Origin of the sequence: Virgibacillus sp. LDC1 (genome assembly GCF_025792345.1) — a bacterium.
GTDB classification, from domain to species: domain Bacteria; phylum Bacillota; class Bacilli; order Paenibacillales; family Paenibacillaceae; genus Paenibacillus_AQ; species Paenibacillus_AQ lautus.
Genome location: NZ_JAOXLZ010000006.1, coordinates 214,498 through 241,178 on the forward strand (window position 1 = coordinate 214,498; position 26,681 = coordinate 241,178).

Sequence of the window (26,681 nt, forward strand, 5' to 3'; positions counted from 1 at the left end):
ATCATGATGGAGATTGGAGTTAGCTCGTTCGTAGAGACTTGGCCGGATGTGACGACAGGCGAAGTGATGAGCCATGCACAGCGGCTGCGCGAGGTTGTTGAGGAAATCGTGCTGGCTGATCAGGTGGGATTGGATGTGTATGGGGTAGGCGAGCATCACCGTAAGGATTATGCGGCATCTTCGCCTGCGGTTGTGCTCGCTGCGGCTGCGTCGCAGACGAAGTGGATTCGGCTGACCAGTGCGGTGACGGTGCTGTCCTCCGCTGATCCGGTGCGGGTGTTTCAGGATTTCGCCACCTTGGATGCCATCTCGAACGGCCGTGCCGAGATTATGGCGGGCAGAGGTTCGTTCATCGAATCGTTCCCGTTATTCGGCTATGATCTGAGCCATTATGATGAGCTGTTCGAGGAGAAGCTGGAGCTGCTGCTCAAAATCCGCGAGTCGGAAAAAGTAACCTGGCAGGGCGGGCATCGCCCTGCGATTCATAACTTAGGCGTCTACCCGCGGCCGGTTCAGAATCCGCTGCCGGTGTGGATTGGCAGCGGAGGCAATTCGGAATCGGTCGTAAGGGCAGGCCTGCTCGGTTTGCCGCTGGTGCTGGCGATTATCGGCGGCAGTCCCCTGCAGTTCGCGCCGCTGGTCAAGCTGTATAAAGAAGCGGCAGCTCATGCCGGGCACGATGTATCGAAGCTGCCGATCGGCTCGCATTCCCATGGATTCATTGCGGAAGAAACCGAGCTGGCAGCGGACAAGTTCTTCCCATCCACCCAAGCCAGCATGAATGTATTGGGACGGGAGCGGGGCTGGGGATACTATGACCGCGCAAGATTCGATGCGGCACGAAGCTTCGAAGGTGCGCTCTATGTGGGGGACCCGGAGACGGTCGCCCAAAAAATCATTCACCTGCGCAAGCATGTGGGCATTACCCGCTTTATGCTGCACGTGCCCGTCGGAACGATGCCTCATGATGAAGTCATGCGGGCCATTGAACTGCTGGGAACGGAAGTCGCCCCTCGGGTGCGCAAGGAAATCGACCGCTGGGAAGCGGCTGGTGAACCTGCGGAGTAAGCTGGCAGCACTTTTATTGCGATGAAACGGAAATAAACGTAACTTTTTTTCGGACCCTACCGTTTATGACTTAAACGGACAAGGTGGTGTACATCTTGCGGGTGGCCAAATATTTTGTGCTGTGGTTCGTATTTATATGGATGTTTACCGGTGCGATCGTAGGCTTGGAGTATATCGAAGGATATAAGATTGCAACGACGGAATATTACGGCCTTCGTAATATGGGTTTGGTGTTGGTGATCATCCCGATCTTCTTATCATCGATCCTATATCCGGTGATCGCGCTCCCGTTGTCGTGGCTAATCGGCATGATTCGACGGGTTAGGGCTTCTCTCATCCTGTATGCTCTGCTGTATGCCGTGCTATGGGCCGGGGCTGGGGCTTTCCTGTTTTACGAATTCTATCAGGTTCGATTCATACAGGAATATGAGCTCCATGTCAGCACCGCAGTTATTCTGTTCGGGGTGGTCGGCTCGGTCTACGCTTGGATCGAGTGGAGATTATTGCATAGATTTGTTACGACGGTTTGAGGTTCAACAAGAGACCGCTTCGGGGCCCAAAGGGCTACCCTGGCGGTCTCTTGCTGTCAATCTCCTCGCTATTAAACTGCATCTCGACGGACTCGCTTGCCGCAGGCAGCTCCATGCCTTGTTCCCAGATGAGAATCCGGTCATCCGGCGTCCCCAGATAAAGGGCCTTGATCTGAACGCCTTCGCCAAAGCTCTTCTCATAGGCATTCTGCTCTTTAATATCATTGAAATAGTACATGTTGGATAATCCCATATTCGCGAACTTTTTCGACTTGATGATGGGACGCTTGGGTGTCATATACAAGTTTCCGTCGGCATCCGAGTCGATGCTAGCTTGATTGACGTTGTAGCCGTCGGTCATCTTCACATGATAGACAATGCGCCCATCCTTCAGCTGGCTGATATCGGATACTTGCATAACGCGGGTAGGCACGCTCGTAATGTTCCATTTGAACAGACCGACATACACGAGGAACAGGAGTCCAACCGCTAGGCAAGTAATCAATAAACCCTTGGAAAACGAGATCCACTTGGTGCGCGACCACTGGGCGGCAACTTGCTGCAAACCGGCTCCCTCCTGTTTGTTTTGCTCGATTGTTTGGGCCGGCAAGGGCATAGGGGAACTCATATGGCTCAGCACCTCACGGCAATCCGGGCAATCCGCTAGATGCCCTTCTACCAGGACCCTGGTGTCCGCGCTGCACACATCATCATAGTACAAGGGCAGCAAATCCTGAATAATATCACACGAAACTCGGCTCACGGTCGGTTCTCCTCCTTGTACAGGCTTTGAATTTTTTGCTTGGCTCGAAAGAAGGTGACTCTTGCCCAGCTCTCGGTTTTTTCGAACAGCTGACTGATTTCGCCAAAAGACAATTCCCCGAATACCCGCAGCGTGAACACCTCTTTATACGGCTCGTCCATCAAGTGCAGAATCTGGTGGATTCGGAAAGCCTCTGCTTTATCGATGGTTTGCCATGCGATATCCAAATCGCTGCTGTGCTCGACCTGCGGGGCCGGCTCATATCGCTTTTGCTTATCAAGATAGGAGAAGTATGTATGTTTAGCGATTTGGCAGAGCCAAACGCTTAGTTTGCACGTACCTTGAAACGAATCGATATGCTTCAGCGCTTTGAAAAACGTCTCCTGTGTGAGTTCTTCCGCAACATGTTCATCTCTGCTAAGCGACAGCAGGAACAGATACACATCTTGAAAGTGTTGATGGTATATCTGGTGCAAATCCGCCACCTGTTCACCTCCTTGCCTATATGACTGGGCCGTGGCCGATTCGTTACAAGAACTTGAGAAAAAAGTTTTAGCCGGGCGATCTATTCATAGCGGATACCATTCGAAGCCCCCTCTATGTCGTTGGGTTGCTCCTTTGTCTTCTGGACAAATGTCCTTCTCATTATACGATCAACTGCCATGATAAGAGCAACGAGAAGAAGATGCCGGGGGAAAGGGGGCTATTTTTTGTTAAATGCTTGACAGAGCATACCCAAGAGGAATATGATAAGCTCATCAAATGACAGTAAGTACTGACATTCCTGTAGAAAGAGGGAGGGCCTTCATGGAGCATGGTGACAACCTGACCACGGATGATAAGCTGCTGCTGGCCGCGATCGACCTCATCTCTCGGAAGGGCTACAACGGGGTAACCACGATGGAAATCGCTACGGCTGCCGGCTTAAGCGAGAAAACCTTGTTTCGTAAATTCGGCAGCAAGCAGAACCTCCTGGAAACGGCTTTTGAACGCTATCATTATGGTCAAGAAATGACAAAGCTGTTTGAAGAGAAGCTGGTAGGAGACTTAAGCGAAGACCTGCTGCTTATCAGCCGGACGTATCACGAGCTGATGATTCGGAATCGGAAGCTGATCACGATCAGCGTGAAGGAGAACGATAATTTACCGGGCTTGCGGGAGATTACCAGTAAACATCCCAAACAATACATGGATGTATTGACGAAGTATTTTACCGTGATGACGGAGAAGGGCAAAGTGATCGCAGGGGATCCGGAGCTGCGGGCCATTTCGTTCATGATGATGAACTTCGGGGCGTTTATGAATGAGCTCGACTCGGAGGAACTCTTCTCTTCCGTGACACTGGATGCCTTTATCGAGGAAAGTGTACGGATTTTTGCTAGGGCGTTAACTCCCTAGTATTTTTTTCAAGCATCATGTCAGTAAGTACTGACGGTCAATATGGTTGCCTATCGAATTCATAACAAGGTAATGAGAGGTGGTTCAGGAGATGGAAACACAGAGATTAATGCGCGTCGTGATGTTCACATTATGTCTGTCCGCCATGAGCGGATTGATGTTTAACTTCGTGCTCCCGGACATGCGGGAGGAATTCGGCCTGACGACGGCTCAAGTCAGCTGGGTCAGTTCTTCATACTCCTTGATCTATGGCGTCGGAACGGTCCTCTATGGGAAGCTCACGGAGCGGATTCAACTTCGAAATCTGATTACGATCGGACTGCTCCTGTTCGCGGTCGGATCGCTGGTCGGCCTGTTCTCGCAGGTGTTCTGGATGGTGCTGGTCAGCAGATGTCTGCAGGCCGTCGGAGCTGCGGCGATTCCGGCAACGGCGATGTTAATTCCGGTACGCTACATTGCACCCGAGCGAAGGGGCTCGGCTATGGCTACGGCATTCGTGGGATTGTCCATCGGCAGTGCGCTGGGTCCCATTGTGTCTTCGCTTGTAGCCAGTATTGCGGACTGGCGCTGGTTATTCAGTATTCCGCTGCTGATCTTAATTACGATTCCTTTATATCGGAAATATTTGAAGGAAGAAGAACTTCAGTCCTCCGGCCCATTCGATTGGTTAGGAGGCGGATTGTTAGCGGCGGCGGTCACCTTTCTCCTGCTTGGCGTCACGAACGGATCCTGGTGGCAGCCTCTTCTTGGGGTGCTGGCTATAGGGCTGTTGATCATACGCATTCGCACGGCTGCCGCACCGTTTGTAGATCCGGGCTTATTCCGGAACAAAAGCTATACCATCCGCTTAATCGTGATGTTTATCGTCAGCGGCATCGGGTTCTCTCTGCATTTTCTAAGTCCGTTGTTATTGTCGGAGGTGCAGGGGCTTTCACCGGGGTGGATCGGGTTTGTCATGGTACCGGCTGCAATCGCATCAGCCTTGCTGGGTAAGGCAGGCGGAAGACTTGCGGACGGGAGGGGGAACACGTATCTCTTCCTTGTGGCCGTCGGATTATTGCTGGCATGCTTTGCGCTGCTGTCTACCTTCATTGGCATATCGCCTGTTCTGATCGCGGTCTTCTTAATCTTCGGACATGTGGGGCAGACGTTTGTGATGATTGCGTTATCCAATTCCGTTTCGCTCAGCCTGCACAAGGAACAAGCGGGAGTCGGGATGGGACTGATGCAGATGCTGAATTTTATATCGGCAGGCATGGCCTCAGGCGTGTACGGCAAGATGCTGGATATCAAGTCCGGCATCCACTGGAATCCCGTCCATCTCTACACGGAGGGGAATCTCTATAGCAACATCTACCTCGCTTTGGCTGTGCTGCTGATAGCCATCATGCTGTTCTATTATGTTCAGTTCGGTCAAAGAGAGTCCAAGGGGATTGGATTGGAAAGTCCAAATTAAGCATTTCATGCAACATTATCATACATTATGGAGGAGATTTACATGACAACGACCTTATTTATCAAAGCCAATAACCGCCAAGGGTCCGTAACGGGGAGACTATACGACGCATTCCTGGAGAGCTATCAGGCGGCCCATCCGAAGGATACGGTAATTGAAGTGGATCTGTATAAAGAGCATATCCCGTACTTGGATGATGTGATGATAAACGGGAATTTCAAGTCTGCTATGGGAATGGACCTTACACCCGAAGAAAAGGCGATGAGTGATATTGTCACAAAACATCTGGAGCAGTTCATATCCGCAGACAAGGTCGTGTTCGCATTTCCGCTATGGAATCTGACCGTTCCCGCCGTTCTGCATTCGTACTTGGACTACATGCACCATCCGCGCAAAACCTTCAAGTATACGGAACAAGGCTTGGTGGGGCTCTTATCCGATAAAAAGGCGGCATTGTTGAATGCTAGAGGCGGCGTATATGCGGAAGGAGACACATCCGAGATGGCGGTAAGCTTCGTTAAGAATCACCTGAATGTATTCGGCATCACGAACGTGACGACCCTTGTGATTGAAGGGCATAATCAATTCCGCGACCGGAGTGAGGAGATTATCGAGCAGGGACTGCGGCAAGCTGCAGAAGCAGCTCAAGGATTTTGAGACAGGGTGCAGTAGATTAGAAGGGGAGTTCAGCCAACCACCGGCTGGGCTCTTTTTTATTTGTGTTGATGGTTGTACGCAGAAGGATAATCCGCAACCTTCGAGAATATCATGTGGCATAGGCGTGAGGGGAAACGGGAAGGTGTTGATAGAGGGATGTCGACATACGAGTATTATAAAAAGATATTCGCGGAAATCCCGAGGCCGTTCGCCTTGGTGGATCTGGACATGCTGGATGACAATGCACGGGCGATTGCGCAGGCTGCTGGGGGCAAGAAGGTACGGCTGGCCAGCAAATCGATCCGCTCCGTGGACGTGCTGCATCGTATCCTGAATTCGGATTCCATGTTTCAAGGGATTATGTGTTATACCGCAGCGGAAGCCGTATTTCTGTCAGGGCAGGGCTTCGATGATTTGCTGCTTGGCTATCCGCAGTGGCAGCCGGAAGCCATTCGATCCCTCGTGAATCTGGTCAGCGAAGGTCGGTCGATTACCTTCATGGTGGACAGTGTGGAGCATGTTGAGCACATCGAACAGTTCGCCAAACAACAGAGAACCGTTACTCCGCTATGCATCGATCTGGATATGTCGGTTCATTATCCCGGCCTCCACTTCGGTGTATGGCGTTCGCCCGTCGATTCGTGGGAGAGCATGTATCCCATTGTAGAACGGATTATCCGCTCCCCTTGGCTTCGTCTGGACGGCATCATGGGTTACGAGGCTCAGGTAGCGGGCGTGGGTGATCATGCCGCCGGAAAATATGTAAAGAATACGATGGTCCGGTGGCTGAAGAGCCGGTCTATCATCGAGATTGCCAAGCGGAGGCAGGAAGTTGTGGAGCGGCTTAACGCGATGGGAATCCGGCTCCGTTTCGTCAATGCAGGGGGAACCGGAAGTTTGGACAGCTCCCGGAAGGAAGCGTGGGTAACCGAGATTACGGCCGGATCGGGCTTCTATGCGCCGGGGTTGTTCGACCATTACGCGTCATTCCGTTATAAGCCGGCAGCAGCTTATGCCATAGAGGTGGTGCGCATACCGAAGGCAGGGATCGTGACCTGTATGGGCGGGGGATACACGGCATCGGGAACAGCGGATAAGGATAAGCTGGCGAAGCCTTATTTGCCTGAAGGACTGGAGCTGTTCTCGCTGGAGGGCGCCGGTGAGGTGCAAACGCCGCTGCGCTTGCCTGCCCATGTGAAGCTCGGCCTGGGAGATCCGGTGTTCTTCCGTCATGCGAAGGCCGGGGAACTGTGCGAACGATTCAAGCTGCTGTATGCGGTGTCGCAAGGTCGTATCGTGGGTGAATATGCCACCTACCGTGGAATGGGGGAGTGTTTTCTATGAAGCAGGTCCAATGGTCCAATTGGTCAGGGTCGGTACGAACCAATCCAAGAACGGTGCTGTATCCTGCATCCATTCCGGAAGTCGTGAAGATGGTCCAGATGTGCCGGCAGGAGGGCAGGCGGCTGCGAGTGGCCGGCTCAGGACATTCTTTTACTCCCATTGCTGCATCCGAGGACTGCCTGGTCTCCCTGGACGCCATGCAGGGACTGGTCCATGTCGACGCTGAAGCCGGAACAGCCACCGTGTGGGCGGGGACGAAGCTGAAGCTGCTCGGCGAGCTGCTGTTCCAGCATGGGCTGGCACAGGAGAATCTCGGCGATATTGATGTGCAATCCATTGCGGGGGCTATTAGTACGGGGACGCACGGTACGGGCCGGGAATTCGGGAATATATCAACGCAGGTTGTCGGACTTATGGTGGTGACCGGTACAGGCGAGGTGCTGGAGTGCAGTAGGGAGTCGCACCCCGATAAGTTCAAGGCGCTGCAGGTTTCCCTTGGTACTCTCGGCATTATCGTGCAAGTGACGTTGAGGCTGGAGCCGGCTTACAAAATCGAATATGAAAGCCGGAGAGTAACCCTCGACGAGTGTTTGGAACAGCAGGCTCGATTAGCGGAGGAGAACCGCCATTTCGAGTTTTATTGGTTCCCTTATGCGGAGCCGTGCCAGATCAAGCTGATGAATAAGACGGATCAAGAAGTGACGGAACATCGGGTCAGGGATTATATCAGTGAAGTGTTGGTGGAGAATACCCTTTTCGGTCTAATCTCGGAGCTTTGCCGGATGGTACCGAAGGCAAGTCCGTATGTCAGCCGTTTCTCGGCGTCACAGGTTCCGCTCGGGCGTAAAGTGAATTACAGCCATCGTTTGTTTGCGACCCAGCGGCTCGTTCGTTTCAACGAGATGGAGTATAACATTCCGGCAGAGTCGATGAATGCGGTTATTGAAGACATGCGTACAGAACTGTCGCGTGGCAAGTTTCACGTGCATTTTCCTGTGGAATGCCGCTATGCCAAGAGCGATGATATTTGGTTAAGCCCCGCTTATGGCCGGGATTCCGCCTACATTGCGATTCATATGTACAAAGGCATGCCGTATGAAGACTACTTCCATGCGATGGAGCGCATCTTTCTCCGGTATGGCGGCCGGCCGCATTGGGGAAAAATGCATCATCTTGAGGCTGCCCACCTGAGGGAGCTGTATCCGATGTGGGAAGCATTCCGTGCGGTTCGGGAAGAGCTGGACCCGGATGGTATTCTGCTGAGTGATTATATGGGCAGGCTGTTCGATGTGTCGGGGACTGTCTCCGATTCGATCAGTGATATTGGCTAGAACCTTATCAATCCACTTGCATAAAATCGTCCTTAGATGGCTGGCTTGTTTTCCATCGCCCAAGGGCGATTTTTTTGTTGTTCGATGTTCGCTCCCGAAAGGCGGCAAGAAGCAAATAGATCACTTCTGAAACAGGGAGAATAAGCGTCGTTATGCTGATTCGCAAGCAGCTAGCACTTGTAATTGGAAATCAATTGGGATGGACAAGGCAAAAGATCTTCTTTATAATCAATAAATAGTTACCTAAGGTAACCATTTTGAACGGAGGTCTCGTATGGACGCCCACAGACATTTTTTCCATAAATACTTTACGCTGTATCGCCCTTTCGTCAATGAGCTGAACCGAAAGCTTGAAGACTATAACCTGTATTATGCCCAGTGGTCCATTATGTACTATCTGGATGTTTACCAGTCGATGACTTTGGTGGAGCTATCCAAAATGCTGTACGTGGAGAAGCCCACGGTTACCAGAACCGTGAACGCGCTGATCAAACTCGACTATGTGGAGCAAATTCCGGTGCGTGATAAACGGGAGAAGCGCATTCAGTTATCCAAGACGGGAGCTGGCGTTGTCCAGCAAGTCCGCAAGGTGTTCGACCAATATGAACAGGAGATTATGGAAGGCGTCTCTACGGAGGATCAGGCCACGGTTATCCGTGTGATGGAGACGGTCAGAGACAACATTATTAGAAAAGGTGATTAACTTGGAGCAAGCAGACTCGCGAGAACGATTGTGGAGCAAGGATTTTTTGATTGTGTTTGGCGTCAACTTCCTGCTCTTTTTATGTTTTTATTTATTAGTGGTGATTATGTCCTCGTATGCGAAAAATGAGTTTCATGCATCAACAGGAATGGCTGGCCTGGCTTCCAGCATTTTTGTCGTGGGCGCATTGATTGGACGGTTGATCGGGGGCAGCATCATTGAGAGGGTCGGGCGCAATAAACTTCTCTTTACCGGTCTGATCGCCTTCAGCGTTCTTATCGGGTTATATTTCATCGTAAACAGCTTGAGCGTGCTGCTCATTGTCCGGTTCTTCCACGGTATGGCCTTTGCACTCGCTTCAACGGCTACAGGCACGATTGCCGCCAGCCTGATACCGAACTCCAGAAGGGGGGAAGGCACGGGGTATTATGGGGTGAGTATCATTATCGCATCGGCCATAGGCCCTTTTATTGGCCTGATGATTAACGAACATGCTTCGATGACGGCTAACTTCACGCTGTGCGCGGTACTGGGTGTTCTCTCTTTGCTGTCCGCATTCTTTATGAATATACCGAAACTGATGCTGACCGCTGAACAAAAGAAGGATCTGCAAGGCTTGAAGCTATCCAACTTTATTGAACCGAAAGCACTGCCGATTTCGCTGGTCAGCTTCGTCATGGGTTTCGGATATTCCAGCATTTTAACGTACCTCATGATCTTTGCCGGGCAGATCAGTTTGGCTCAAGTAGCCAGTTATTTCTTTATTGTCTATGCCATTGTGGTCATTCTGTCGAGACCGTTCACGGGCCGGTGGTTTGACCAGAGAGGGGCCAACGTGGTGATGTACCCCGCGATTCTTTCGTTCGCGATTGGCATGGTGCTGCTCAGTCAAGCCCATCATGGTCCGACCTTGCTGCTCTCGGCCGTATTCGTCGGTCTGGGCTACGGTACGACGCAGTCCAGCGCTCAGGCGCTAGCCATCAAGCGTTCACCGGCTCACCGGATCGGACTTGCGACGTCGACCTTTTATATTTTCGTAGATGTAGGCATCGGGTTCGGTCCCTTTATTCTCGGCTTCCTGACGCCGCTTGTCGGTTTCCGGGGCATGTACATCGCGATGGCGATCCTACTTGCTGCGGGTATTGTACTGTATCACTTCTTGGTTGGGAAAACAGAAAAAGACGGAAACGACGGGCATGCTGTCGTGCAATCATCAACCATATAAACGGAGGAAAGACTGCCTTTGCGGCAGTCTTTTTTGTGTAGTCATGAACAGATAGGCAAGGTGGACTAAATAAGATGAGGAAGGAAATCCTAAGTAGAAAACGAAAAAGGTGAATGCACGTGAAGTCAAGTTTAACCTTCTGTCTGCTCCTTCTATGCGGCCTCCTCATCTCAGCCTCGGAAAGCCCAGCGCATGCACAACCAGAAGGAAAGCCTAGAGAGGAGCAGCTCGAGAAGGCCATGCTGCAGCAGTTATACCCGGTTATCCGATCAGCACTTCAGGATATATTGCACGAGACCTATCCTTCTTTTGGCTGCGAACGGATTCTATCCATCAACGAGCGGACAACGGTGACGGAGGATGACCATCATGCAAGTCCGGTTGATGCGATGCACGGGGCTAGCTATTTTGAGATTACGGTGGGCCTATGCAAGGGAAGCGGGGAGAAGATCGAGCTGCGTTTCAAGAATGATACGCCAACGGCGCAGTATTATTTGGACTTGTTCCATGTAAGGTAGACTCCTTCTGCTGACATGACTAGCCCAGAAAGAATGGTTTTAATCATTTTCTGCGAATCACAGAGCTTCAACCTATAGTAAAATTAGTCATGATTTGTGATGCTGCTTGTTACAAGGCTATGAAGGAGTGAATGACCCATGGCGCATGCAAATGATGTTCTAATGAATCAACTGTTAGCGAATGCGAATGATCCCAGCTGGCATATCCCATTCCAGCAATCCGTGGAACATCTGACCGAGGATGAAGCGTTCTGGACACCTGCCAACGATAGTCACAGCATTGTCGAGATCATACAGCATCTGCTGTATTGGAATGAAACGTGGCAGTCCCGGTACCGCGAATCGCGGATCGATGCCGTGCCCTCGATTGGAGACAATCATCAAAGCTTTATCATTCCGGATAACGCAACCTTTACAGAGTTGAGAGACCGGTTGATAGCGGTCTTATTACAGTGGCAGGAGCTGCTGACAGAGAGCAAGCTGGAGCAGGTAGTGAACGGATTTCCGGAGCCGGCCAAGTGGTGGGAGATCGTGAGCAATGCTGCTACACACAATGCCTATCATATCGGTCAGATTGTATATATCCGGAAGCTGCAGAAGAGCTGTAAAGCTTTGGAATGGTAATCTATGGTTTTTTACACCTGCACACGAAAAATGCATGGATGGAACCCGAATCATCTCTGGGCCCAACCATGCACCTCGCTTACAACGCTTCTTTAATTACCCGTTTATAGAACATGACCGATAACAATCCGAATATGGAATACAGCGCCGTATACAGCAGCATAACCATGACCATGGGCAGCCACAGCTCGGTTCCGAAGAAGAACCAGCCGGATTTAACGGCAAAGTAACTGTGGGACAACCCGACGATCAGCGGAATGCCGAAATTGAACAGCTGCTTGATCTGAATCCCCTTCAGAAGGTTTCCTTGAGTAAAGCCCAGTTTCCGGAGAATGGTATAATTCGGCTTCTCCTCTTCACCTTCATCCATCTGCTTAAAGTACAGGATGCATCCTGAAGTAATCAGGAAGGTAAGTCCCAGGAATCCCACGATGAACATCATCAAGCCCATATTGCTCTTCTGGTTGAAGGCCATTTCAGTCTGAGAGAGGTTCCCTGTTTCCTCGCTAATGCCGAGGCTCTTAAAGATCTGATTGGCCTGATCTACAGCGTTTGGATCCACAATATCAATGCCGAGATAGACATTAGTCTTCTTCTGGATCTTCGGATCCAAATCCTGAGCCAGCTTATCAAATACGGTCTGATCCACAATTGCTGTCGGCAGCCCGCCGCTTGCATAATAATAGGATACGTAGGCTTCCTTATCCAAGCCGATCAGCTTCTGCTTAAAGCTTTGTTTAGGGCTTATAAGTTCAATTTCTCCTGTGGTCTGAATCGCCATAAATTGCTGGATCGCGTCACTATATCCCGTGAACAGCGTCTCTCCGGGGGAAACATCCTTGCCCTTCACGCTGGCATCACTGATTACCGGGATGATCATGGAACTGGAATCCACTTGCCCAGATATCTCCAGGCTGGCCCCGATAATGTCGGATAGGTCCGCATTTACCTGGATTACGTCCCGTTCGGTCTTCTTAAATTCGATATCTTCATCCGTAAGTGCCCGGATAAAGGCAGAAAAATTCTTCTGGTCCGCTACCGCAAAATGGTTGGGCACGCTTTGCTCGGCCGATTTCTCCGCAGAATAGTAAGAAATATAGCTGAGTGACAGTAGTCCGATCGCGAGTGCGGATACGGTCGTAATGATGGTCAGCAGTAGCGCATTCGATTTCATGCGGAACATGATGGAGGAGAGGGACAGCACATCGTTCAGGGACAAATAACCGCCCTTGCTCTTTCGGATGGCGTTGAATAGAAAGCTGACCGACCCTTTATAGAACAGATAAGTCCCGATGATAACCGATCCCAAGATTAGGATCATAGCCATGAACAGCTCGTTCATGGTGGTGAAATCACCACTGAACAGCTTGGTCGACACATAATAACCGAGAAGTATGAGTCCGATGCCGAGCAATCCGAACAACATTTCGGCGAAGGACATTTTCTTAATTTGGTTCTCGGTTGTCGATACCGCGTGGAAGAGGGACAGAATGCTCTGTCTTTTGATGAACGTATAATTCATGATCATAATCAGCACGTAGATGACGGCAAACACAATGATGGTTTGGATCATCGCCTCGCTGGAGAAGGATAGAGCCGCCTCGGTATCAACGCCGGTGACCTTGAACAGAATCATCAAGATTAACCGTGAAGCCGCGAAGCCGGCAAAGATGCCGATGACCATCGAGCCGAAATACAGAATCAGGTTCTCTGCACTAAGGATTCGGAATATCTTGCCTTTGGTCAGTCCGATGAGCTGAAACAGTCCGATCTCTTTACTGCGCCGCTTAATGAAAATCGTGTTGGCATACAGCAGGAATATCGCCACGATGACTACTAACAGCACGGAGGCGGCGCCGAGCGCAGCCGCCCCCTTAACGGAGCCTTTCGCTTCATCCATCGCCGGATCATATTGCAGCGTGACAAACGCGAAGTACAGACCCACGCTGAAGATGAGCGCAAATACATACAGATAATAATTCTTGATATTTTTCTTCAAATTCCGGTAGATCAGATAATTAATGTTCATGCTGAACACCGCCTAGCACGCCTTGTGTCTTGATGATGTCATTGAAGAAGGCCTGCCGGGATTGCTCGCCCTTGTTCAGCTGGGTGTAGATCTGTCCGTCCTTAATGAAGACCACCCTAGTGCAATAGCTGGCGGCCACGGGATCATGGGTAACCATGATGATCGTGGAGTCGATCTTCTGATTTAATTCGCTTAGCTTATTCAACAGATCGGATGCAGACTTCGAGTCCAGCGCTCCCGTCGGCTCATCCGCAAAAATAATGCTCGGATCATGGATGAATGCACGGGCCGCGGAGGTCCGCTGCTTCTGTCCTCCCGAGATCTGGTTGGGATATTTATCCTTGAGCTCATAGATGCCAAGCTCGGTCGCGATTCTTTGGAACTTCTGATCGGCTTCCTTTTTGGATACCTTCTTAATGGAGAGCGGCAGCAGTACATTTTCCTTGACAGTTAGTGTATCCAGCAGATTGTACTCTTGAAAAATAAATCCCAGATGGTGCTTCCGGAACTCCGCCAGCTCCTTCTCCTTGAGGCCCGTAAACTCTTTGCCCTCGATTTTGATGCTGCCGAGGCTTACTTTATCGATCGAGGAGAGCACGTTCAGCAGCGTGGTTTTCCCTGAGCCCGAAGCGCCCATGATGCTGACGAACTCGCCTTTGTCCACGCGGATGTCGATGCCCTTCAGCACTTCCTGTTTATTGAATTTGTTGCCGTAGCTTTTATGAATTTGGTTTGCTTCAAGAATTGCCAATTTCACTCACTCCTTTGTTATCTGTCCTTATCATAAAGGAGTCGAGGGGCCTTTTCCTTCGATTCGCCGAACAAAGCTCAAAAGCATGTGACATTGTTGTCACATGCCGGTAATGCTTACGACATCATTCCGTTTCGGAAAGATCAAGGTGAAGGTGGTGCCGATCCCCGGCTTCGATTCCACCTGGATGCGAATCAGCAGGGCATCGGCTACTTTTTGCGTCAGATAGAGCCCCATGCCGGTTGCGGCGCTGTCCTGATGCGAGGTGGTTGACGTGAAGCCTTTGTCGAAAATCCGGGGCATGTCCTTCGGATCAATGCCGCGTCCGGCATCCTGGATGGTGAGCCTGACATGATCATCCTTGAGATCGCTCTCGATGATGATGTCCGAAGCGTTGCTGTATTTGACCGCGTTGGTCAACAGCTGGCGGACGATAAAGCCCAGCCATTTCGCATCGCTGAGCACTTCCGTTACCTCAAGGGAAACGTCAAATCCGATGCCCTTCTGCATGCACCAGGACTTGAGCGCACGTATTTCCTGGAAGATGATCGGCTCCAGCGCGGCTACCTCGATCAACAGATCATTCCGGATAAAGGGGATGCGCTTCTGGTGCAGCTGCTGGTCAAGCAGCAGATGGATGCGGAGCCACTCATACTGGAGCTGCGCTTTTAACGTCTCATCTTCCATGCGTTCGATCATCAGCTGCATGGTGGTGAGCGGCGTTTTCACTTCGTGAATCCAGGATAACAGCTCGTCCTTCTCCCCTTGCATCTCCGTCAGACGCGTGGAGGATTCCTTCTTGAAGCGCTCGGTCTGAAGGGAGAGAATATCCATGGCAATCGCTTCAAAGGGACGCTCCGGTTCGCTGATGGCGGCTAAATCGTAGGTGTCATCCCACGCCCGGAGGCTTTTGTAGAACTTGGTTTCCCGGTTGTATCTGACGACCAGAAACACGATGAAGAACAATGTCGACAAAAAAACGATATAGAGGATGGACAGAAAAGGGATCTGGGAGTCCACGGCGGCTATGAACAGAAACAGCAGCTGCAGAAACAGGAAGAACAGAATCCAGCTTAGTCTTTCCCGGATGTAGACCATCATCATGCATGGGCCTCTTCCGTGGCGATATAACCTTGTCCCACCTTCGTTTCGATGTAAGGATCAAGACCGAGGGGCTCCAGCTTCTTGCGCAGCCGATTGACGTTGACCGTTAAGGTATTATCGCTGACAAAATGCTCGTTGTCCCATAAGCTTTTGATCAGATCTTCCCGGCTGACGATTTGATTCTTTCGCTCCATAAGGATTTTCAGAATGAACATTTCATTCTTAGTCAGTTCAGCGGTCCCCTGAGGGCTGCTAATCGTATTTTTACCGAATTCGACGGTGGCTCCACGCCATGTTCTTAGCTCGGTCCGTTCGGTGTTGTAATTGTATACCCGGCGCAGAGTGGCCTGGATCTTGGCAATCAGGACATCAAAGTGGAACGGCTTCTGAATGAAATCATCGGCTCCAAGCTGCATGGACATAACCATATCGGTCGGATGATCGCGGGAAGACAAGAAGATAATCGGCACGTTCGAGTGGGAGCGAATCATTCGGCACCAATGGAACCCGTCAAACTTCGGCAGCTGGATGTCGATAATGACCAGATCGGGTTGAACCGCTGTAAATTCCTGAAGTACGGCGCTGAAATCGCGGACGCCGTAAACGTCATACGACCATTGCGCAAGGCGCTCCTGCACTTCATGGAATAGGGTCACGTCGTCTTCGATTAACATAATTTTAAACAAGAGATTCACCACGCTTTATAAGGTTGTTCAGGTTGTTCAAAGCCACTTTGCAAACCTTCCCGGCTGAAAAGTTGACTGTTGAACTTGCACTTTAGGATCAGCATTTCATTCCCAGTGTATAGCAAAATGTCGATATGTGCTATCAGTGGGCACCCTTCCGCTGTGCGCATAGGACGAGGCTTAAATACCTATTTACAAACATTTCCTCCCTTCCCATAATAGAAATGAGCCTATGACCTGGGAGGGGAAAAATATCGTTATGTATAAGAAGTTCAAATGGTTGACTGTACTCGTTGCAGCTGTGCTGGTTGTCATGACAGGATGTCAGGCAGTCGGGGGACTGGATATCAACAAGGCGCTGCTTACAAGTCTTGATGTTAAATCCAGTGAATCCAAGGCAAGTATTCGATTCGAGGTGGTGCCATCAGACAAGGCCCTATCGACTGAAGATAAAGAAGCGATTGATCTCATCAATTCGTTATCCCTGAATATGGATCATGCCATCGTACAGGATAGCAAAACGGTGTCCATTCAGGGCAGTGTCCAATATTCGGACAAGAAGATTCCACTTCATATATCTATGGATTCCAAAGGAATGGCGATTCAATTGGAAGGCGCCAAGCAGCCGTTCTATCTATCGATGGATACGACCGTTCCCGGGCTGCCTGATACCAGTCAGTATGAGCAGGCGATTCAAGATGTCGTGAAGAAGGCGGCAGGGCTTGTGATGAAGCATTTCCCGAATCCATCGACAATCACGGTGAAGTCCGCTCAGGAGAAGGTGAACGGGGAAAGCTTGAACCTGACGCATCTCCATATGGAGCTGACGGGCGAAGAGATCTTGAACATGGTTAAACCTTTCGCCGAAAGTCTGCTTAAAGACGAAGCCGGTTTGAAGCAGGTGATCGGCGATGCTTATGATGCCATTTATCCGATGATGACCAGCATCGGCGAGGCCTACGGCGAAGACGTAGAGCTCCTGCCGCAGGAATCCAAGGAAGAGGTCGTTGCGTCGCTCTACGATATCGTGCATGGCGGACTGATCGAATTCACGGAGAACTATGATGAACAGAAGAAACAGTTATTGGAGGAGCTTCCGGGATCCGAAACCGTATTTGGCAAGGATACCATCCTCAAACTGGACTATTTCTTCGATGACCAGCTGAACACACGCAAGAGTGCGCTGGAGCTGAACGTTGCACTTCCGGCTTCCGAGGAACTGCCATTGAAGTCCTTCAAGGTTTATTCTGAGAGTGAAGCATGGAACATCGGCGGTGCGGTAAAAGCGAATCAGGTAGACACGTCCAAAGGCGTGCTGGACGTCCTGAACGGAACGGTGACGCCAGGCCAAGTGCTGCGGAACTTCGAGAAGGATTCCATCATCTATAACGTGTTGAAGGATGACCTGAAGATTACGCAAAAAATGATGTTCCTCAGCCCCTCGAGCAATGATTATGGATATGGTGTCATCAAGAAGAACAATCAGAGCTTCGTTCCGCTTCGTTACCTGGCAGATCAGTTGGATGCCGAAGTAAAGTGGGCCAAAGGCTCGAAGAAAATTACAGTCATCAATGATCTGACAGGGGAAGAAATCGTATTGACCGTAGGCTCCAAAACAGCCAGCGTCGGCGGTAAAAATGTGACGCTGCAGGAAGCTCCATTCGTTCATAGCAATGGATCTACCTACGTTCCGCTCCGGTTTATGGCAGAAGCGCTCGGTGCAACGCTTCATCTGGAGGGCGACGGCTGGATTTCGGTTCAACGTGATTAATGATTATGGTTATGTAACGGGCATGCCTAGGTATGCCTGTTACGAAACGTATACAAGTTAAAGTAGGGGGCTGTTTCCTATCATCTTGGGATGATGGAAACAGCCTTTTTGTCATTATACTTCCTTCATCGGATTTAACTGTACCGGTACAATTGGTATTATTTCAAATCGTAACGGAGTTCTTCCTGCCGTAAGATAAGTAGCAAATGCATCAGCCTTCTGGTTGTCATGCAAAAGAGAAGATGAAGGAGAACACATATCATGAATACACCGCATACAAGCCGTGCCTATGCCGCTGCGTTAGGATATACGGCTATCATTGGTTTTTCGTTTATGTTTGTGAAGTTGGCGCTGATCGTTGCTAACCCGCTGGATACGCTGGCACACCGGTTCACCATTTCGTTCATTGTTGCATCGATTGCGCTCCTCATGGCCCGTAGAAAGGTCAAGCTGGATCTGAAACGGCTGCTGACCATCGTGCCGCTGGCCATATTCTATCCGTTCCTGTTCTTTACGCTGCAAACCTTCGGTTTGGTTTACACCTCCTCGGCCGAGGCCGGGATCATACACGCTACCGTACCGATCTTTACGTTGCTCTTGGCGTCACTGTTTTTGAAGGAACGCTCCAGCTGGGCACAAAAGCTGTTTACCGTGTTGTCAGTGACAGGGATCGTCTCTATATTCGTGCTGAAGGGCGTTTCCTTCGAGACATCAAGTACGCTCGGGATTGTATTAATTCTGCTGTCGGCGCTTTCCAACGCGATATACAGCGTGATGGCCCGCAAGTTGACGCAGAAGCAGTCGGTACTGGATATTACGTTCATCATGTCACTGATCGGATTCGTGCTGTTTAACCTGATGTCGGCCGCTCAACATGCTGCGCAGGGGACGATCGTACATTATTTTGATCCGTTTTTGCATCCGTCCTTCGTATGGGCCGTTCTGTATCTTGGCGTGTTGTCCTCCCTTGGAACATCGCTACTGTCAAATTACGCATTGTCCCAGATGGAGGCATCCCGGATGGGCATCTTTAACAATCTGGCCACCGTGGTCACGATCTTTGGGGGTGTCGCCTTCTTGAATGAAGAGCTGGCTTATTATCATGTCATCGGGGCAGCGCTCGTCATTATCGGCGTGATCGGAACCAGCCTTGCAGGGAGATCCAAGAGCGCTAGGCGGAAATCGCTCGAACGGAACGAATCCAAACCTGCTTAAGTGTCCCGAAGGGTCATCAAGATTTGTAGAGAACTACTTTCGTTAGACCCCTAAAAATAGGCTTGAGATATTAGGCAGTACCTAATAAAATAAGGTGTGAGCTAATATTTGAATGGAACGGGAGGGGGACCCTTTGCTCGAATGGATGCTACGTAATGTGATGGCGGAGAGAGGGATATGGTCGGGAGCGGCTTTGGCGCGGCTGATGAAAGAGAAGGCGAATTACAGCCTGTCAGCTGCTTCCATTAGTGCCTTGCTGACGAACCAGCCCAGGCAGATGAAGGCAGAGACGTTAGATGCCCTTTGCACAACCTTAGAGTGTACTCCAGGTGACTTATGGGTGCATACACCTCCTTCTAGAACTAAGGGGGCTTAAGGAAATGACGGTAAAAGCTATTGTGCCATTCGGTGATCCGATCTTGCGAAAGATCGCCCGGCCAGTCGATACCGTAAATGCCAGAGCATTGAAGATTCTGGATGATATGGCTGAGACGCTGTATGACAGCGAAGGGCGCGCTGGTCTTGCCGCACCACAAGTCGGTATATTACGAAGACTTATTGTCATGGACTGCGGAGAAGGATTGATCGAGCTGATTAATCCAGAAATCGTAGAGATGGACGGGGAACAGATAGGCCCCGAAGCTTGTCTCTCTTATCCAGGGTATTATGGATATGTGAAGAGAGCCAATAAGGTTAAGGTAAAGACATGGAATCGTCAAGGCGAGACGGTGATTCTGGAAGGCGAAGATTATCTGGCCAGATGTATGCAGCACGAGATTGATCACCTGAACGGCATATTGTTTGTGGACCATGTACGGGATGGATGGTTGTATCATGAGGAGACCCATCAACGTATCGAGCTGTTTCCTGTCATTGGGTTATCCAATACAGGGACATAACGGACATGAAGAGTCTCTTATGAGAAAAAATAGAACGGCCGGATGTTTTTATGTCCGGCCGTTTTTGTATATCATGCACGGCTATACTGGGGTCATAAATTTAGAAGGTTGACGGAACAGAATTGTCGTGATATTATTATCTTAAATTAAAGATGTTTTAAATCAAAATAATAATTCATGAAGGTTGGGCAAACACTTTCTAAATAGAAGAGACGGAGGAATTTAATCATGAACGGATTAAAAGGTATTCACCACGTAACAGCCATTACGAGCAGTGCCGAGAAGAACTACGAGTTTTTCACCTATGTGCTTGGAATGCGGCTCGTGAAGAAGACGGTTAATCAGGACGATATTCAGACATACCACCTGTTCTTTGCAGATGACAAGGGCAGTGCCGGCACAGATATGACCTTCTTCGATTTTCCGGGGATCCCGCAGGGCAGACATGGTACAGACGAGATTTACAAAACCTCGTTTCGTGTCCCTAACGATGCAGCGCTCGAATATTGGGTCAAGCGATTTGACCGGATGGATGTGAAGCATCAAGGCATTCAAGAGTTGTTTGGCAAAAAGACACTCGCCTTTGTGGATTTTGACGATCAGCAGTATCAGCTCATCTCCGATGAGAACAACGAGGGTGTGGCTTCAGGAACTCCTTGGCAGAAGGGACCAATTCCGCTGGAGCATGCGATTACAGGACTCGGCCCGGTGTTTGTACGGGTGTCCAACTTCGATCATTTCAAGGAAATGATGGAGAAAGTACTCCAATTTACTGAAATCGGCAAGGAAGGTTCGCTTCATCTGTTTGAGGTGGGTGAAGGGGGCAATGGCGCACAGGTGGTTGTCGAGTACAACGCCGTGCTTCCTAGAGCCCAGCAGGGCTTCGGCACTGTACACCACGCGGCCTTCCGGGTCGAGGATCGCTCGGTGCTGGAACATTGGATCAAGCGTCTGGACGACTTCCAGTTCCATACGTCAGGCTTTGTAGACCGCTATTTCTTCCAGTCCCTGTATGCGCGAGTTGCACCGCAAATTCTGTTTGAGTTCGCAACCGACGGTCCGGGCTTTATGGGTGACGAGCCATATGAAACGCTGGGCGAGAAGTTGTCCCTGCCTCCGTTCCTGGAGCCAAAGCGCGAGCAGATCGAGCGTATGGTGCGTCCAATCGATACCGTTCGCAGCACGAAGGAATTCGTGAAGGAATAATGTAATGAATCTCAAGAAGCAATCCGCTTGTTTACGACAAGGGCGGATTGCTTTTTTTGTATCGCTGAAATAATGGCTCTTACTATTCATTTCACTTCATCCGAACCAAACGGATGATCCACGATATACAGCCAGCTTCCGTCAGGTTGCTGTCTCACGATCTCGGAGGTATGTCCTTGCAGCACCAGCGGTTGGCCATCCGGGTCTGTCGTCTGCAGGGTGAACCGAGCACGCATCATAGCGATATTTTCAAAGGGGATGCAGTATAAATTAGTGGAGATCATCGTACCCTTCAGATGCAGCAGTTCCTCCAAAGTATGACGAAAGGAATGAATTCCGATCTCCAAGCTTCCATTGCTGTGGACATGAATACTGTCCGGTTCATACAACGCCAGCACCTGATCGATGTCCCCTGAGTTATACGCGTCAGCAAATGCAGCATTCATATCCTCGGGCTTCCAGACTCGGATTGCGGGAATGGATGGTTTCATTGAATCTCCTCTTTCTGTATGATGATAGCAATAGCCTATCTGAAAATGAAAGCTGTGATAAGTACGCACAATTTTATGACATAGTCATCTATTTATGACCAATGACCAAGGGGGTTAAGCAATACATATGCCATATCAGGATGAGAGGTATGGGTGCCCGGCTGAAGTGGGCTTGCACATGATTAGTGGGAAGTGGAAGCCCCGAGTACTGTATGAACTGTTTCAGGAAACCCTGCGTTTTGGTGAGCTGCATCGGAGAATACCTGAAGTATCAAGGCATGTGCTTACCGTGCAATTGCGGGAGTTAGAGGAGAGCGGCATCGTAAAACGGACGGTGTATCAAGAGGTACCTCCCAAGGTGGAGTACTCGATAACGGAGTTCGGTACCCATTTTAAAGCAGTGCTTGAGCAAATGGTCAATCTAGGCCAATTGTATATCGATTCTCAACAAGTCCCAAATAACGAATAATACTTCAAGATAGCCTTGATCAAGAATTACCCCATGCTGCACACACTTACCGATTAAGTACATCAATTCTGGTTTAAATACAAATACTGTATAGGAATGGATGACTTAATAGCCTGAGGTGGAGCATATGAAAGGGAGTTTATTCAAGAACATCGTGTTTACGGTTTCGGCCGTTATCATTGCCATTCTTGCTATTCTAGGGGCTGCTATGCCCGGAGCTTTCGGTGAAGTGGCAGGGTATTTGTACAGGTTCACAACGAATACGTTCGGCTGGTTCTATCTGCTCTCGATCTTTGTGATTATTATTTTTCTGATCTGGGTGGCAGCCAGTAAATACGGCACGATTCGTCTTGGCGGAGATAAGGAGAAGCCCGAGTATCCGTTCTTCACCTGGATCGGAATGCTGTTCTCTGCGGGGTTTGGTGTAGGGCTGGTATTTTGGGGCGTAGCTGAGCCTATGAGCCATTTTTTTAAGACACCCTTCGGCGGCGTCGAAGCACAAGGCGTGGATGCGGCACGTGTGGCTATGGGCTATTCTTTTTTTCATTGGGGCATTAGTCAGTGGTCCGTGTTTGCCCTTGTCGGACTTGTGATCGCGTTTCTTCAGTTCCGTAAGCAGAAGGATGGGCTGGTGTCTACAGCGCTTGAGCCTGTCACCGGCTCGAAGCGTAGTGTGAAGAATACGATTGATATCCTCGCGGTGATTGCAACAGTCATGGGCATCGCGACCTCCATAGGACTTGGCGTTCTGCAGATGAGCGGTGGTTTGAACACCATTATGGGGGTGAACAACGGTGTCGGGTTGCAGTTAATGATGCTGGGGCTTATTTTCGTTGCTTATATGATCTCGTCGACAACGGGGCTGGATAAAGGGATTAAATACTTAAGCAACCTGAACCTCGCGATGGCGCTCATTTTTTTATTGTTTGTGTTTGTTAGTGGCCCCTCCGTTTTTATTCTGGAGACCTTTACATTGGCACTGGGCGATTACATTACGAACTTCGTATCGTACAGCCTGCGGCTTCAACCCTACGCCGAAGGCACCTGGGTACGGGAATGGACGATCTTTTACTGGGCTTGGGCGATTGCTTGGTCGCCGTATGTAGGAGCTTTCGTGGCGCGGGTATCCAGGGGAAGAACGGTTCGCGAATTCATTGTGGGCGTGATGGTCGTGCCGCCGGTCATTGCTTGTCTGTGGATCGCTGTGTTTGGCGGGACCGCCATCTGGTTTGATCTTCATGAGAACACCGGGATTGCGGCAGCCGTTAATGCGGATGTCACGTCGGCACTGTTCCAATTGTTCAACCAATTGCCGTTTTCATCCGTCATGAACGTGCTGGCGATTATACTCATTCTGACGTTCCTGGTGACATCGGCCGACTCAGCAACCTATATCTTATCCAGCATGACCACCTACGGCAGCCTGAACCCTCCTCAAATGGCAAAAATCGTGTGGGGCACGCTCATGGCAGCCATTGCCGGCGTCCTGCTGTTTGCAGGCGGACTGGAGGCATTGCAGACGGCTTCGTTGATCGCGGCCTTGCCATTCACGGTGCTGCTGCTGTTGTTGATCATTGCCGTGGTGAAGCTGCTGAGACGCGAGCCGATTCCGATTCGGAAGGCCGATCTAAAACGGTTCCGCCGTCTGGAGGAAGCGGCCAACCGGGACAGGAAGTGAAGATAAGGGCGAGGCGGAACGTTTTTTTATTACCTGCGCGACATAGAGGGCATCCATGTGGTGCCCTTTTATTTTTTTAGGAGATAAGCTCGGACAAGACGGCAACCATAGCCAAACCAATACAAGAACAGGAAGGACATATGCAGGTAATAGGCATCCCATGAGGATAGCCCGAGGGATTTAAATAGTCCGTGAATCCAATGGAAACATAGGATGGTCAGGATCACAAAGAGATATATAGGGAACTGAAGGAGGATTCGTTTCTTTAAGGATCCGGACTTTATGTCGTCACCGGGGGTGTAGGCTTGCTCTCCAACTACATCTGTTCGATCCAGATCGACATACAACTCGCCGGCAAGGTAACCTATGAGGTACGTTCCTACGATGGCGATGTTGATCCAGCCTGCATTCTGTCGAGGCAGCCCGAGGTCGATCAAGAGGCCGAATATCCAGAATATGCATAGTAAACTGATCGTCACGATGATCCATAGAGGAAATGTTAACATCCATCGCTTTGCAGCTGAGTCGATCACTTCCTTTGATTTTGCCATAGAACCTCCCTTTTGCTTACCGAGTTAATTATCCTTATATTACCTTATTTATGAACTCTATGTATGAGATGAAGCGATTCACTGTATATAAAAAAGCCCTTATTACACCTGAAAGAGTGCAATGAGGGCTTTAAGCGTTCAGTTGAAAAGAGAATAACCATTATTTTTTCTTAAGCAGCAAATACACAAAATACGGCGCGCCGATGATAGCAACCATAATGCCTGCTGCGATACCGTCGGGATCCACGATGTTGCGTCCGATCGTATCTGCGAGCAGCAGCAGCCAGCCCCCGATCAATATAGCAATCGGAATGTACATCTGATTCCGCGGGCCAACCAGCGCTTTGGCAATATGAGGGCCCATGAGTCCGATAAACGTAATGCCGCCCGTAACCGACACCGCGGATGCTGCAAGCGCGACGGCGGCCAGAAGCAGCACAATGCGTTCCTTCTCAATCGAGACGCCGACACCGATGCCTACAGGATCGCTTAACCCCAGCAGATTCATGCGCTGCGCTTTGTACAGGGTGAACGGGACCAGGATGATCAGCCAGGGCAGCAGCGCCACAATGAAGGGCCAATCGGTGCCCCATATCCCGCCCGCCAGCCACTTGGCGATAAAATCGACCTTGGTCCGCTCAGCAGACGACGTGAGCACAATCATGACGCCCGAGAGTGCCATGGAGAACCCGACACCGGTAAGCACCAATTTAACGGGCTGCAGGCCTTCGCCTTTCCGGAAAGAGAACAGGTAGATGCCCACGGCCGTTAGCACAGCCCCGATAAATGCCGCCAAGGGCAGCATGTAGATAAAGGAGCCGGCTTCGATCGGGAAGAACAGGAACAATACGGCCACGCCGACCCCGGCCCCCGAGTTTATTCCGATAATGCCTGGATCCGCGAGATCATTTCGGGTAATGCTCTGTAGAATGGCACCTGATAAGGCGAGCGCCATTCCGGCCAGCAAAGTAATGAGCATGCGTGGCAGGCGCACATCGAAGATAATGAATTTCTCTTTGAAGCTGCCTTGGCCCAGCAGGGTTGGAATAATCCGATCATAACTTACGGACGAATAACCGAGACCCAGACCAACGAGGATAGTTACCACTGTAAGGATCAACAAGACCAGAAACGTAATACGCTGTTTTCTTAATAACGACGGATGAATCATGACAGTCCCCGGCCTCCTTTGCGTACGATAAACAGGAAGAAGGGCAATCCCATGATGGCGATCAGAGCGGCTACGGGCGTTTCGTAAGGAGCATGCAGCGTTCGTCCGACCGTGTCGGCAAACAGCATGAAGATGGCGCCCACCATGGCGGACATCGGAATGACATGGCGGTAGTCGGTTCCGACGATACCGCGGACGATATGGGGAATCATCAGGCCGAGGAAGGCCAAATTCCCCACCAAGGCCACAGAGGTTCCTGCCAGGAGGACAATCACGACAAACAGGATGCCTTTGATAGCAGCAATGTTCTGTCCCAAACCGGCGGCGACTTCTTCGCTCAGGCTAAGGATGGTCAGCTGTCTTGATAACACGATGGCAATCATAATTCCAATAAGAATAAACGGGAATATCGTCTGCAGCTGCCCCCACGATGTGCCGATCACACCGCCTGCTGTCCACATGGACACATCCTTGGATATTTTAAAATAAATGCCGATTCCTTCGGCGATGGCGTACAGGAATGCGGATACAGCTGAACCAGCCAGCACCATCTGCAAGGGAGAGAAGCCGCCTTTTCGCATGGCTCCGATGCCGAAGACCATCACAGCACCGACCGCTGCTCCGATGAAGCAGGCCACCATCATGCCAAAATAATTGGCAGCCGGCAGAAAAGCCAGTGTGAAGGCCAGCGCTGCATTCGCCCCGCTGGTAAGGCCTAGCAGGCCGGGATCCGCCAGCGGATTACGAGTAATGCCCTGCATGATAGCACCGGAGACCGCGAGCGCGGCTCCGACCAGAATGGCGGCAACCTCGCGGGGCAGGCGAATTTCGCGAAGAACGGATAATTTCTCGCCCTCCATCGAGGTGGTAAGGGCAAACCATACATCCTGGATGCTGGTTTCAGCTGCGCCGAACACCATCGCAACGACAAACATGCCCATAAATACGATGATGCCCGCAATCAATTTGACGGAAAAAGGAATGGACCGTTTCGTAGGCATTGTCATGGAATCATCTTTTCATCTTAAAGTTGGAGTATTCAA

The 26,681-nt window shown here is 50.4% G+C and carries 28 protein-coding genes; 18 read left to right on the forward strand and 10 right to left on the reverse strand.

Annotated features, from left to right (window positions below; genetic code table 11):
- Positions 1 to 6: 6 nt before the first annotated feature.
- Together OHJ21_RS28845 and OHJ21_RS28850 are read left to right on the forward strand one after the other, a co-directional pair.
- Positions 7 to 1,068, forward strand: a complete 1,062-nt coding sequence (locus OHJ21_RS28845; protein ID WP_127592800.1) for an LLM class flavin-dependent oxidoreductase — start codon at positions 7 to 9, stop codon at positions 1,066 to 1,068.
- A gap of 101 nt (positions 1,069 to 1,169) precedes the next feature.
- Positions 1,170 to 1,598, forward strand: a complete 429-nt coding sequence (locus OHJ21_RS28850) for a hypothetical protein (RefSeq protein ID WP_486022064.1) — start codon at positions 1,170 to 1,172, stop codon at positions 1,596 to 1,598.
- A gap of 34 nt (positions 1,599 to 1,632) precedes the next feature.
- Here OHJ21_RS28850 and OHJ21_RS28855 read toward each other — a convergent pair whose 3' ends face one another.
- Positions 1,633 to 2,361 carry a zf-HC2 domain-containing protein gene (locus tag OHJ21_RS28855; RefSeq protein ID WP_486021854.1) on the reverse strand — a complete coding sequence of 243 codons (729 nt, stop codon included), beginning with the start codon at positions 2,359 to 2,361 and terminating at the stop codon, positions 1,633 to 1,635.
- Positions 2,358 to 2,846, reverse strand: a complete 489-nt coding sequence (locus tag OHJ21_RS28860) for an RNA polymerase sigma factor (RefSeq protein WP_326118582.1) — start codon at positions 2,844 to 2,846, stop codon at positions 2,358 to 2,360. The genes OHJ21_RS28855 and OHJ21_RS28860 overlap by 4 nt, the downstream gene beginning before the upstream one ends.
- Positions 2,847 to 3,168: 322 nt before the next feature.
- Between OHJ21_RS28860 and OHJ21_RS28865 the strand changes: the two genes are divergently transcribed.
- From OHJ21_RS28865 to OHJ21_RS28905, 9 genes are all read left to right on the forward strand, one after another.
- Positions 3,169 to 3,759 carry a TetR/AcrR family transcriptional regulator gene (locus OHJ21_RS28865; protein ID WP_486021856.1) on the forward strand — a complete coding sequence of 197 codons (591 nt, stop codon included), beginning with the start codon at positions 3,169 to 3,171 and terminating at the stop codon, positions 3,757 to 3,759.
- A gap of 91 nt (positions 3,760 to 3,850) precedes the next feature.
- Positions 3,851 to 5,215: an MFS transporter gene (locus OHJ21_RS28870; RefSeq protein WP_486021857.1), complete on the forward strand. Its 1,365-nt coding sequence runs from the start codon at positions 3,851 to 3,853 to the stop codon at positions 5,213 to 5,215.
- Positions 5,216 to 5,257: 42 nt separating this feature from the next.
- On the forward strand, positions 5,258 to 5,872 hold the full coding sequence (locus tag OHJ21_RS28875; protein ID WP_486021859.1) for an FMN-dependent NADH-azoreductase: 615 nt from the start codon (positions 5,258 to 5,260) through the stop codon (positions 5,870 to 5,872).
- A gap of 156 nt (positions 5,873 to 6,028) precedes the next feature.
- Positions 6,029 to 7,216 (forward strand): amino acid deaminase/aldolase, encoded by a 1,188-nt coding sequence (locus OHJ21_RS28880; protein WP_486021861.1) that lies wholly within the window; start codon positions 6,029 to 6,031, stop codon positions 7,214 to 7,216.
- Entirely contained in the window at positions 7,213 to 8,547 is a 1,335-nt protein-coding gene (locus OHJ21_RS28885) for a D-arabinono-1,4-lactone oxidase (RefSeq protein WP_486021863.1), read from the forward strand. The genes OHJ21_RS28880 and OHJ21_RS28885 overlap by 4 nt, the downstream gene beginning before the upstream one ends.
- Positions 8,548 to 8,821: 274 nt before the next feature.
- Positions 8,822 to 9,250 carry a MarR family winged helix-turn-helix transcriptional regulator gene (locus OHJ21_RS28890; RefSeq protein WP_326118587.1) on the forward strand — a complete coding sequence of 143 codons (429 nt, stop codon included), beginning with the start codon at positions 8,822 to 8,824 and terminating at the stop codon, positions 9,248 to 9,250.
- Positions 9,243 to 10,475, forward strand: coding sequence for an MFS transporter (locus OHJ21_RS28895; protein ID WP_486021865.1), 1,233 nt, complete (start codon positions 9,243 to 9,245; stop codon positions 10,473 to 10,475). Before OHJ21_RS28890 ends, OHJ21_RS28895 begins: the two co-directional genes overlap by 8 nt.
- A 119-nt stretch (positions 10,476 to 10,594) precedes the next feature.
- On the forward strand, positions 10,595 to 10,993 hold the full coding sequence (locus tag OHJ21_RS28900) for a hypothetical protein (protein WP_243390994.1): 399 nt from the start codon (positions 10,595 to 10,597) through the stop codon (positions 10,991 to 10,993).
- A gap of 138 nt (positions 10,994 to 11,131) precedes the next feature.
- Positions 11,132 to 11,617: a DinB family protein gene (locus tag OHJ21_RS28905; RefSeq protein ID WP_100541186.1), complete on the forward strand. Its 486-nt coding sequence runs from the start codon at positions 11,132 to 11,134 to the stop codon at positions 11,615 to 11,617.
- Between the two features lie 79 nt (positions 11,618 to 11,696).
- On the opposite strand, the gene OHJ21_RS28910 is transcribed toward OHJ21_RS28905, so the two are convergent.
- From OHJ21_RS28910 to OHJ21_RS28925, 4 genes are all read right to left on the reverse strand, one after another.
- Positions 11,697 to 13,646 (reverse strand): FtsX-like permease family protein, encoded by a 1,950-nt coding sequence (locus OHJ21_RS28910; RefSeq protein ID WP_486021868.1) that lies wholly within the window; start codon positions 13,644 to 13,646, stop codon positions 11,697 to 11,699.
- The gene (locus OHJ21_RS28915; RefSeq protein ID WP_100541184.1) at positions 13,636 to 14,397 is read right to left on the reverse strand and encodes an ABC transporter ATP-binding protein; all 762 of its coding nucleotides are present in this window, start codon (positions 14,395 to 14,397) and stop codon (positions 13,636 to 13,638) included. Before OHJ21_RS28915 ends, OHJ21_RS28910 begins: the two co-directional genes overlap by 11 nt.
- A 99-nt stretch (positions 14,398 to 14,496) precedes the next feature.
- Complete coding sequence (locus OHJ21_RS28920; protein ID WP_486021870.1) at positions 14,497 to 15,501, reverse strand: sensor histidine kinase; 1,005 nt, start codon at positions 15,499 to 15,501, stop codon at positions 14,497 to 14,499.
- Positions 15,498 to 16,187, reverse strand: coding sequence for a response regulator transcription factor (locus tag OHJ21_RS28925; RefSeq protein ID WP_100541364.1), 690 nt, complete (start codon positions 16,185 to 16,187; stop codon positions 15,498 to 15,500). Before OHJ21_RS28925 ends, OHJ21_RS28920 begins: the two co-directional genes overlap by 4 nt.
- A 259-nt stretch (positions 16,188 to 16,446) precedes the next feature.
- Here OHJ21_RS28925 and OHJ21_RS28930 point away from each other — a divergent pair, with 259 nt between their 5' ends.
- The 5 genes from OHJ21_RS28930 (at position 16,447) to OHJ21_RS28950 (ending at position 21,278) form a co-directional block, all read left to right on the forward strand.
- On the forward strand, positions 16,447 to 17,958 hold the full coding sequence (locus OHJ21_RS28930) for a copper amine oxidase N-terminal domain-containing protein (protein ID WP_486021872.1): 1,512 nt from the start codon (positions 16,447 to 16,449) through the stop codon (positions 17,956 to 17,958).
- Positions 17,959 to 18,219: 261 nt separating this feature from the next.
- Positions 18,220 to 19,173 carry a DMT family transporter gene (locus OHJ21_RS28935; protein ID WP_326111167.1) on the forward strand — a complete coding sequence of 318 codons (954 nt, stop codon included), beginning with the start codon at positions 18,220 to 18,222 and terminating at the stop codon, positions 19,171 to 19,173.
- Between the two features lie 133 nt (positions 19,174 to 19,306).
- Positions 19,307 to 19,549: a helix-turn-helix domain-containing protein gene (locus tag OHJ21_RS28940; protein ID WP_071220536.1), complete on the forward strand. Its 243-nt coding sequence runs from the start codon at positions 19,307 to 19,309 to the stop codon at positions 19,547 to 19,549.
- Between the two features lie 4 nt (positions 19,550 to 19,553).
- A complete protein-coding gene (gene def / locus OHJ21_RS28945) occupies positions 19,554 to 20,072 on the forward strand; it encodes a peptide deformylase (protein WP_100541180.1) in 519 nt (172 codons plus the stop codon).
- A 228-nt stretch (positions 20,073 to 20,300) separates the two neighbouring features.
- A complete protein-coding gene (locus tag OHJ21_RS28950; RefSeq protein WP_100541179.1) occupies positions 20,301 to 21,278 on the forward strand; it encodes a ring-cleaving dioxygenase in 978 nt (325 codons plus the stop codon).
- Positions 21,279 to 21,364: 86 nt separating this feature from the next.
- Here the strand turns inward: OHJ21_RS28950 and OHJ21_RS28955 are convergent, their stop codons facing one another.
- Positions 21,365 to 21,769, reverse strand: a complete 405-nt coding sequence (locus OHJ21_RS28955; protein ID WP_100541178.1) for a YybH family protein — start codon at positions 21,767 to 21,769, stop codon at positions 21,365 to 21,367.
- Between the two features lie 127 nt (positions 21,770 to 21,896).
- Between OHJ21_RS28955 and OHJ21_RS28960 the strand changes: the two genes are divergently transcribed.
- Positions 21,897 to 22,238 carry a winged helix-turn-helix transcriptional regulator gene (locus OHJ21_RS28960; RefSeq protein ID WP_100541177.1) on the forward strand — a complete coding sequence of 114 codons (342 nt, stop codon included), beginning with the start codon at positions 21,897 to 21,899 and terminating at the stop codon, positions 22,236 to 22,238.
- A gap of 127 nt (positions 22,239 to 22,365) precedes the next feature.
- A complete protein-coding gene (locus OHJ21_RS28965) occupies positions 22,366 to 23,916 on the forward strand; it encodes a BCCT family transporter (RefSeq protein WP_100541176.1) in 1,551 nt (516 codons plus the stop codon).
- A gap of 68 nt (positions 23,917 to 23,984) precedes the next feature.
- On the opposite strand, the gene OHJ21_RS28970 is transcribed toward OHJ21_RS28965, so the two are convergent.
- From OHJ21_RS28970 to OHJ21_RS28980, 3 genes are all read right to left on the reverse strand, one after another.
- Positions 23,985 to 24,467 (reverse strand): hypothetical protein, encoded by a 483-nt coding sequence (locus tag OHJ21_RS28970; RefSeq protein ID WP_486021873.1) that lies wholly within the window; start codon positions 24,465 to 24,467, stop codon positions 23,985 to 23,987.
- A gap of 160 nt (positions 24,468 to 24,627) precedes the next feature.
- On the reverse strand, positions 24,628 to 25,638 hold the full coding sequence (locus tag OHJ21_RS28975) for a FecCD family ABC transporter permease (protein WP_486021875.1): 1,011 nt from the start codon (positions 25,636 to 25,638) through the stop codon (positions 24,628 to 24,630).
- A complete protein-coding gene (locus OHJ21_RS28980) occupies positions 25,635 to 26,645 on the reverse strand; it encodes a FecCD family ABC transporter permease (RefSeq protein ID WP_100541173.1) in 1,011 nt (336 codons plus the stop codon). The genes OHJ21_RS28975 and OHJ21_RS28980 overlap by 4 nt, the downstream gene beginning before the upstream one ends.
- Between the last annotated feature and the right edge of the window lie 36 nt (positions 26,646 to 26,681).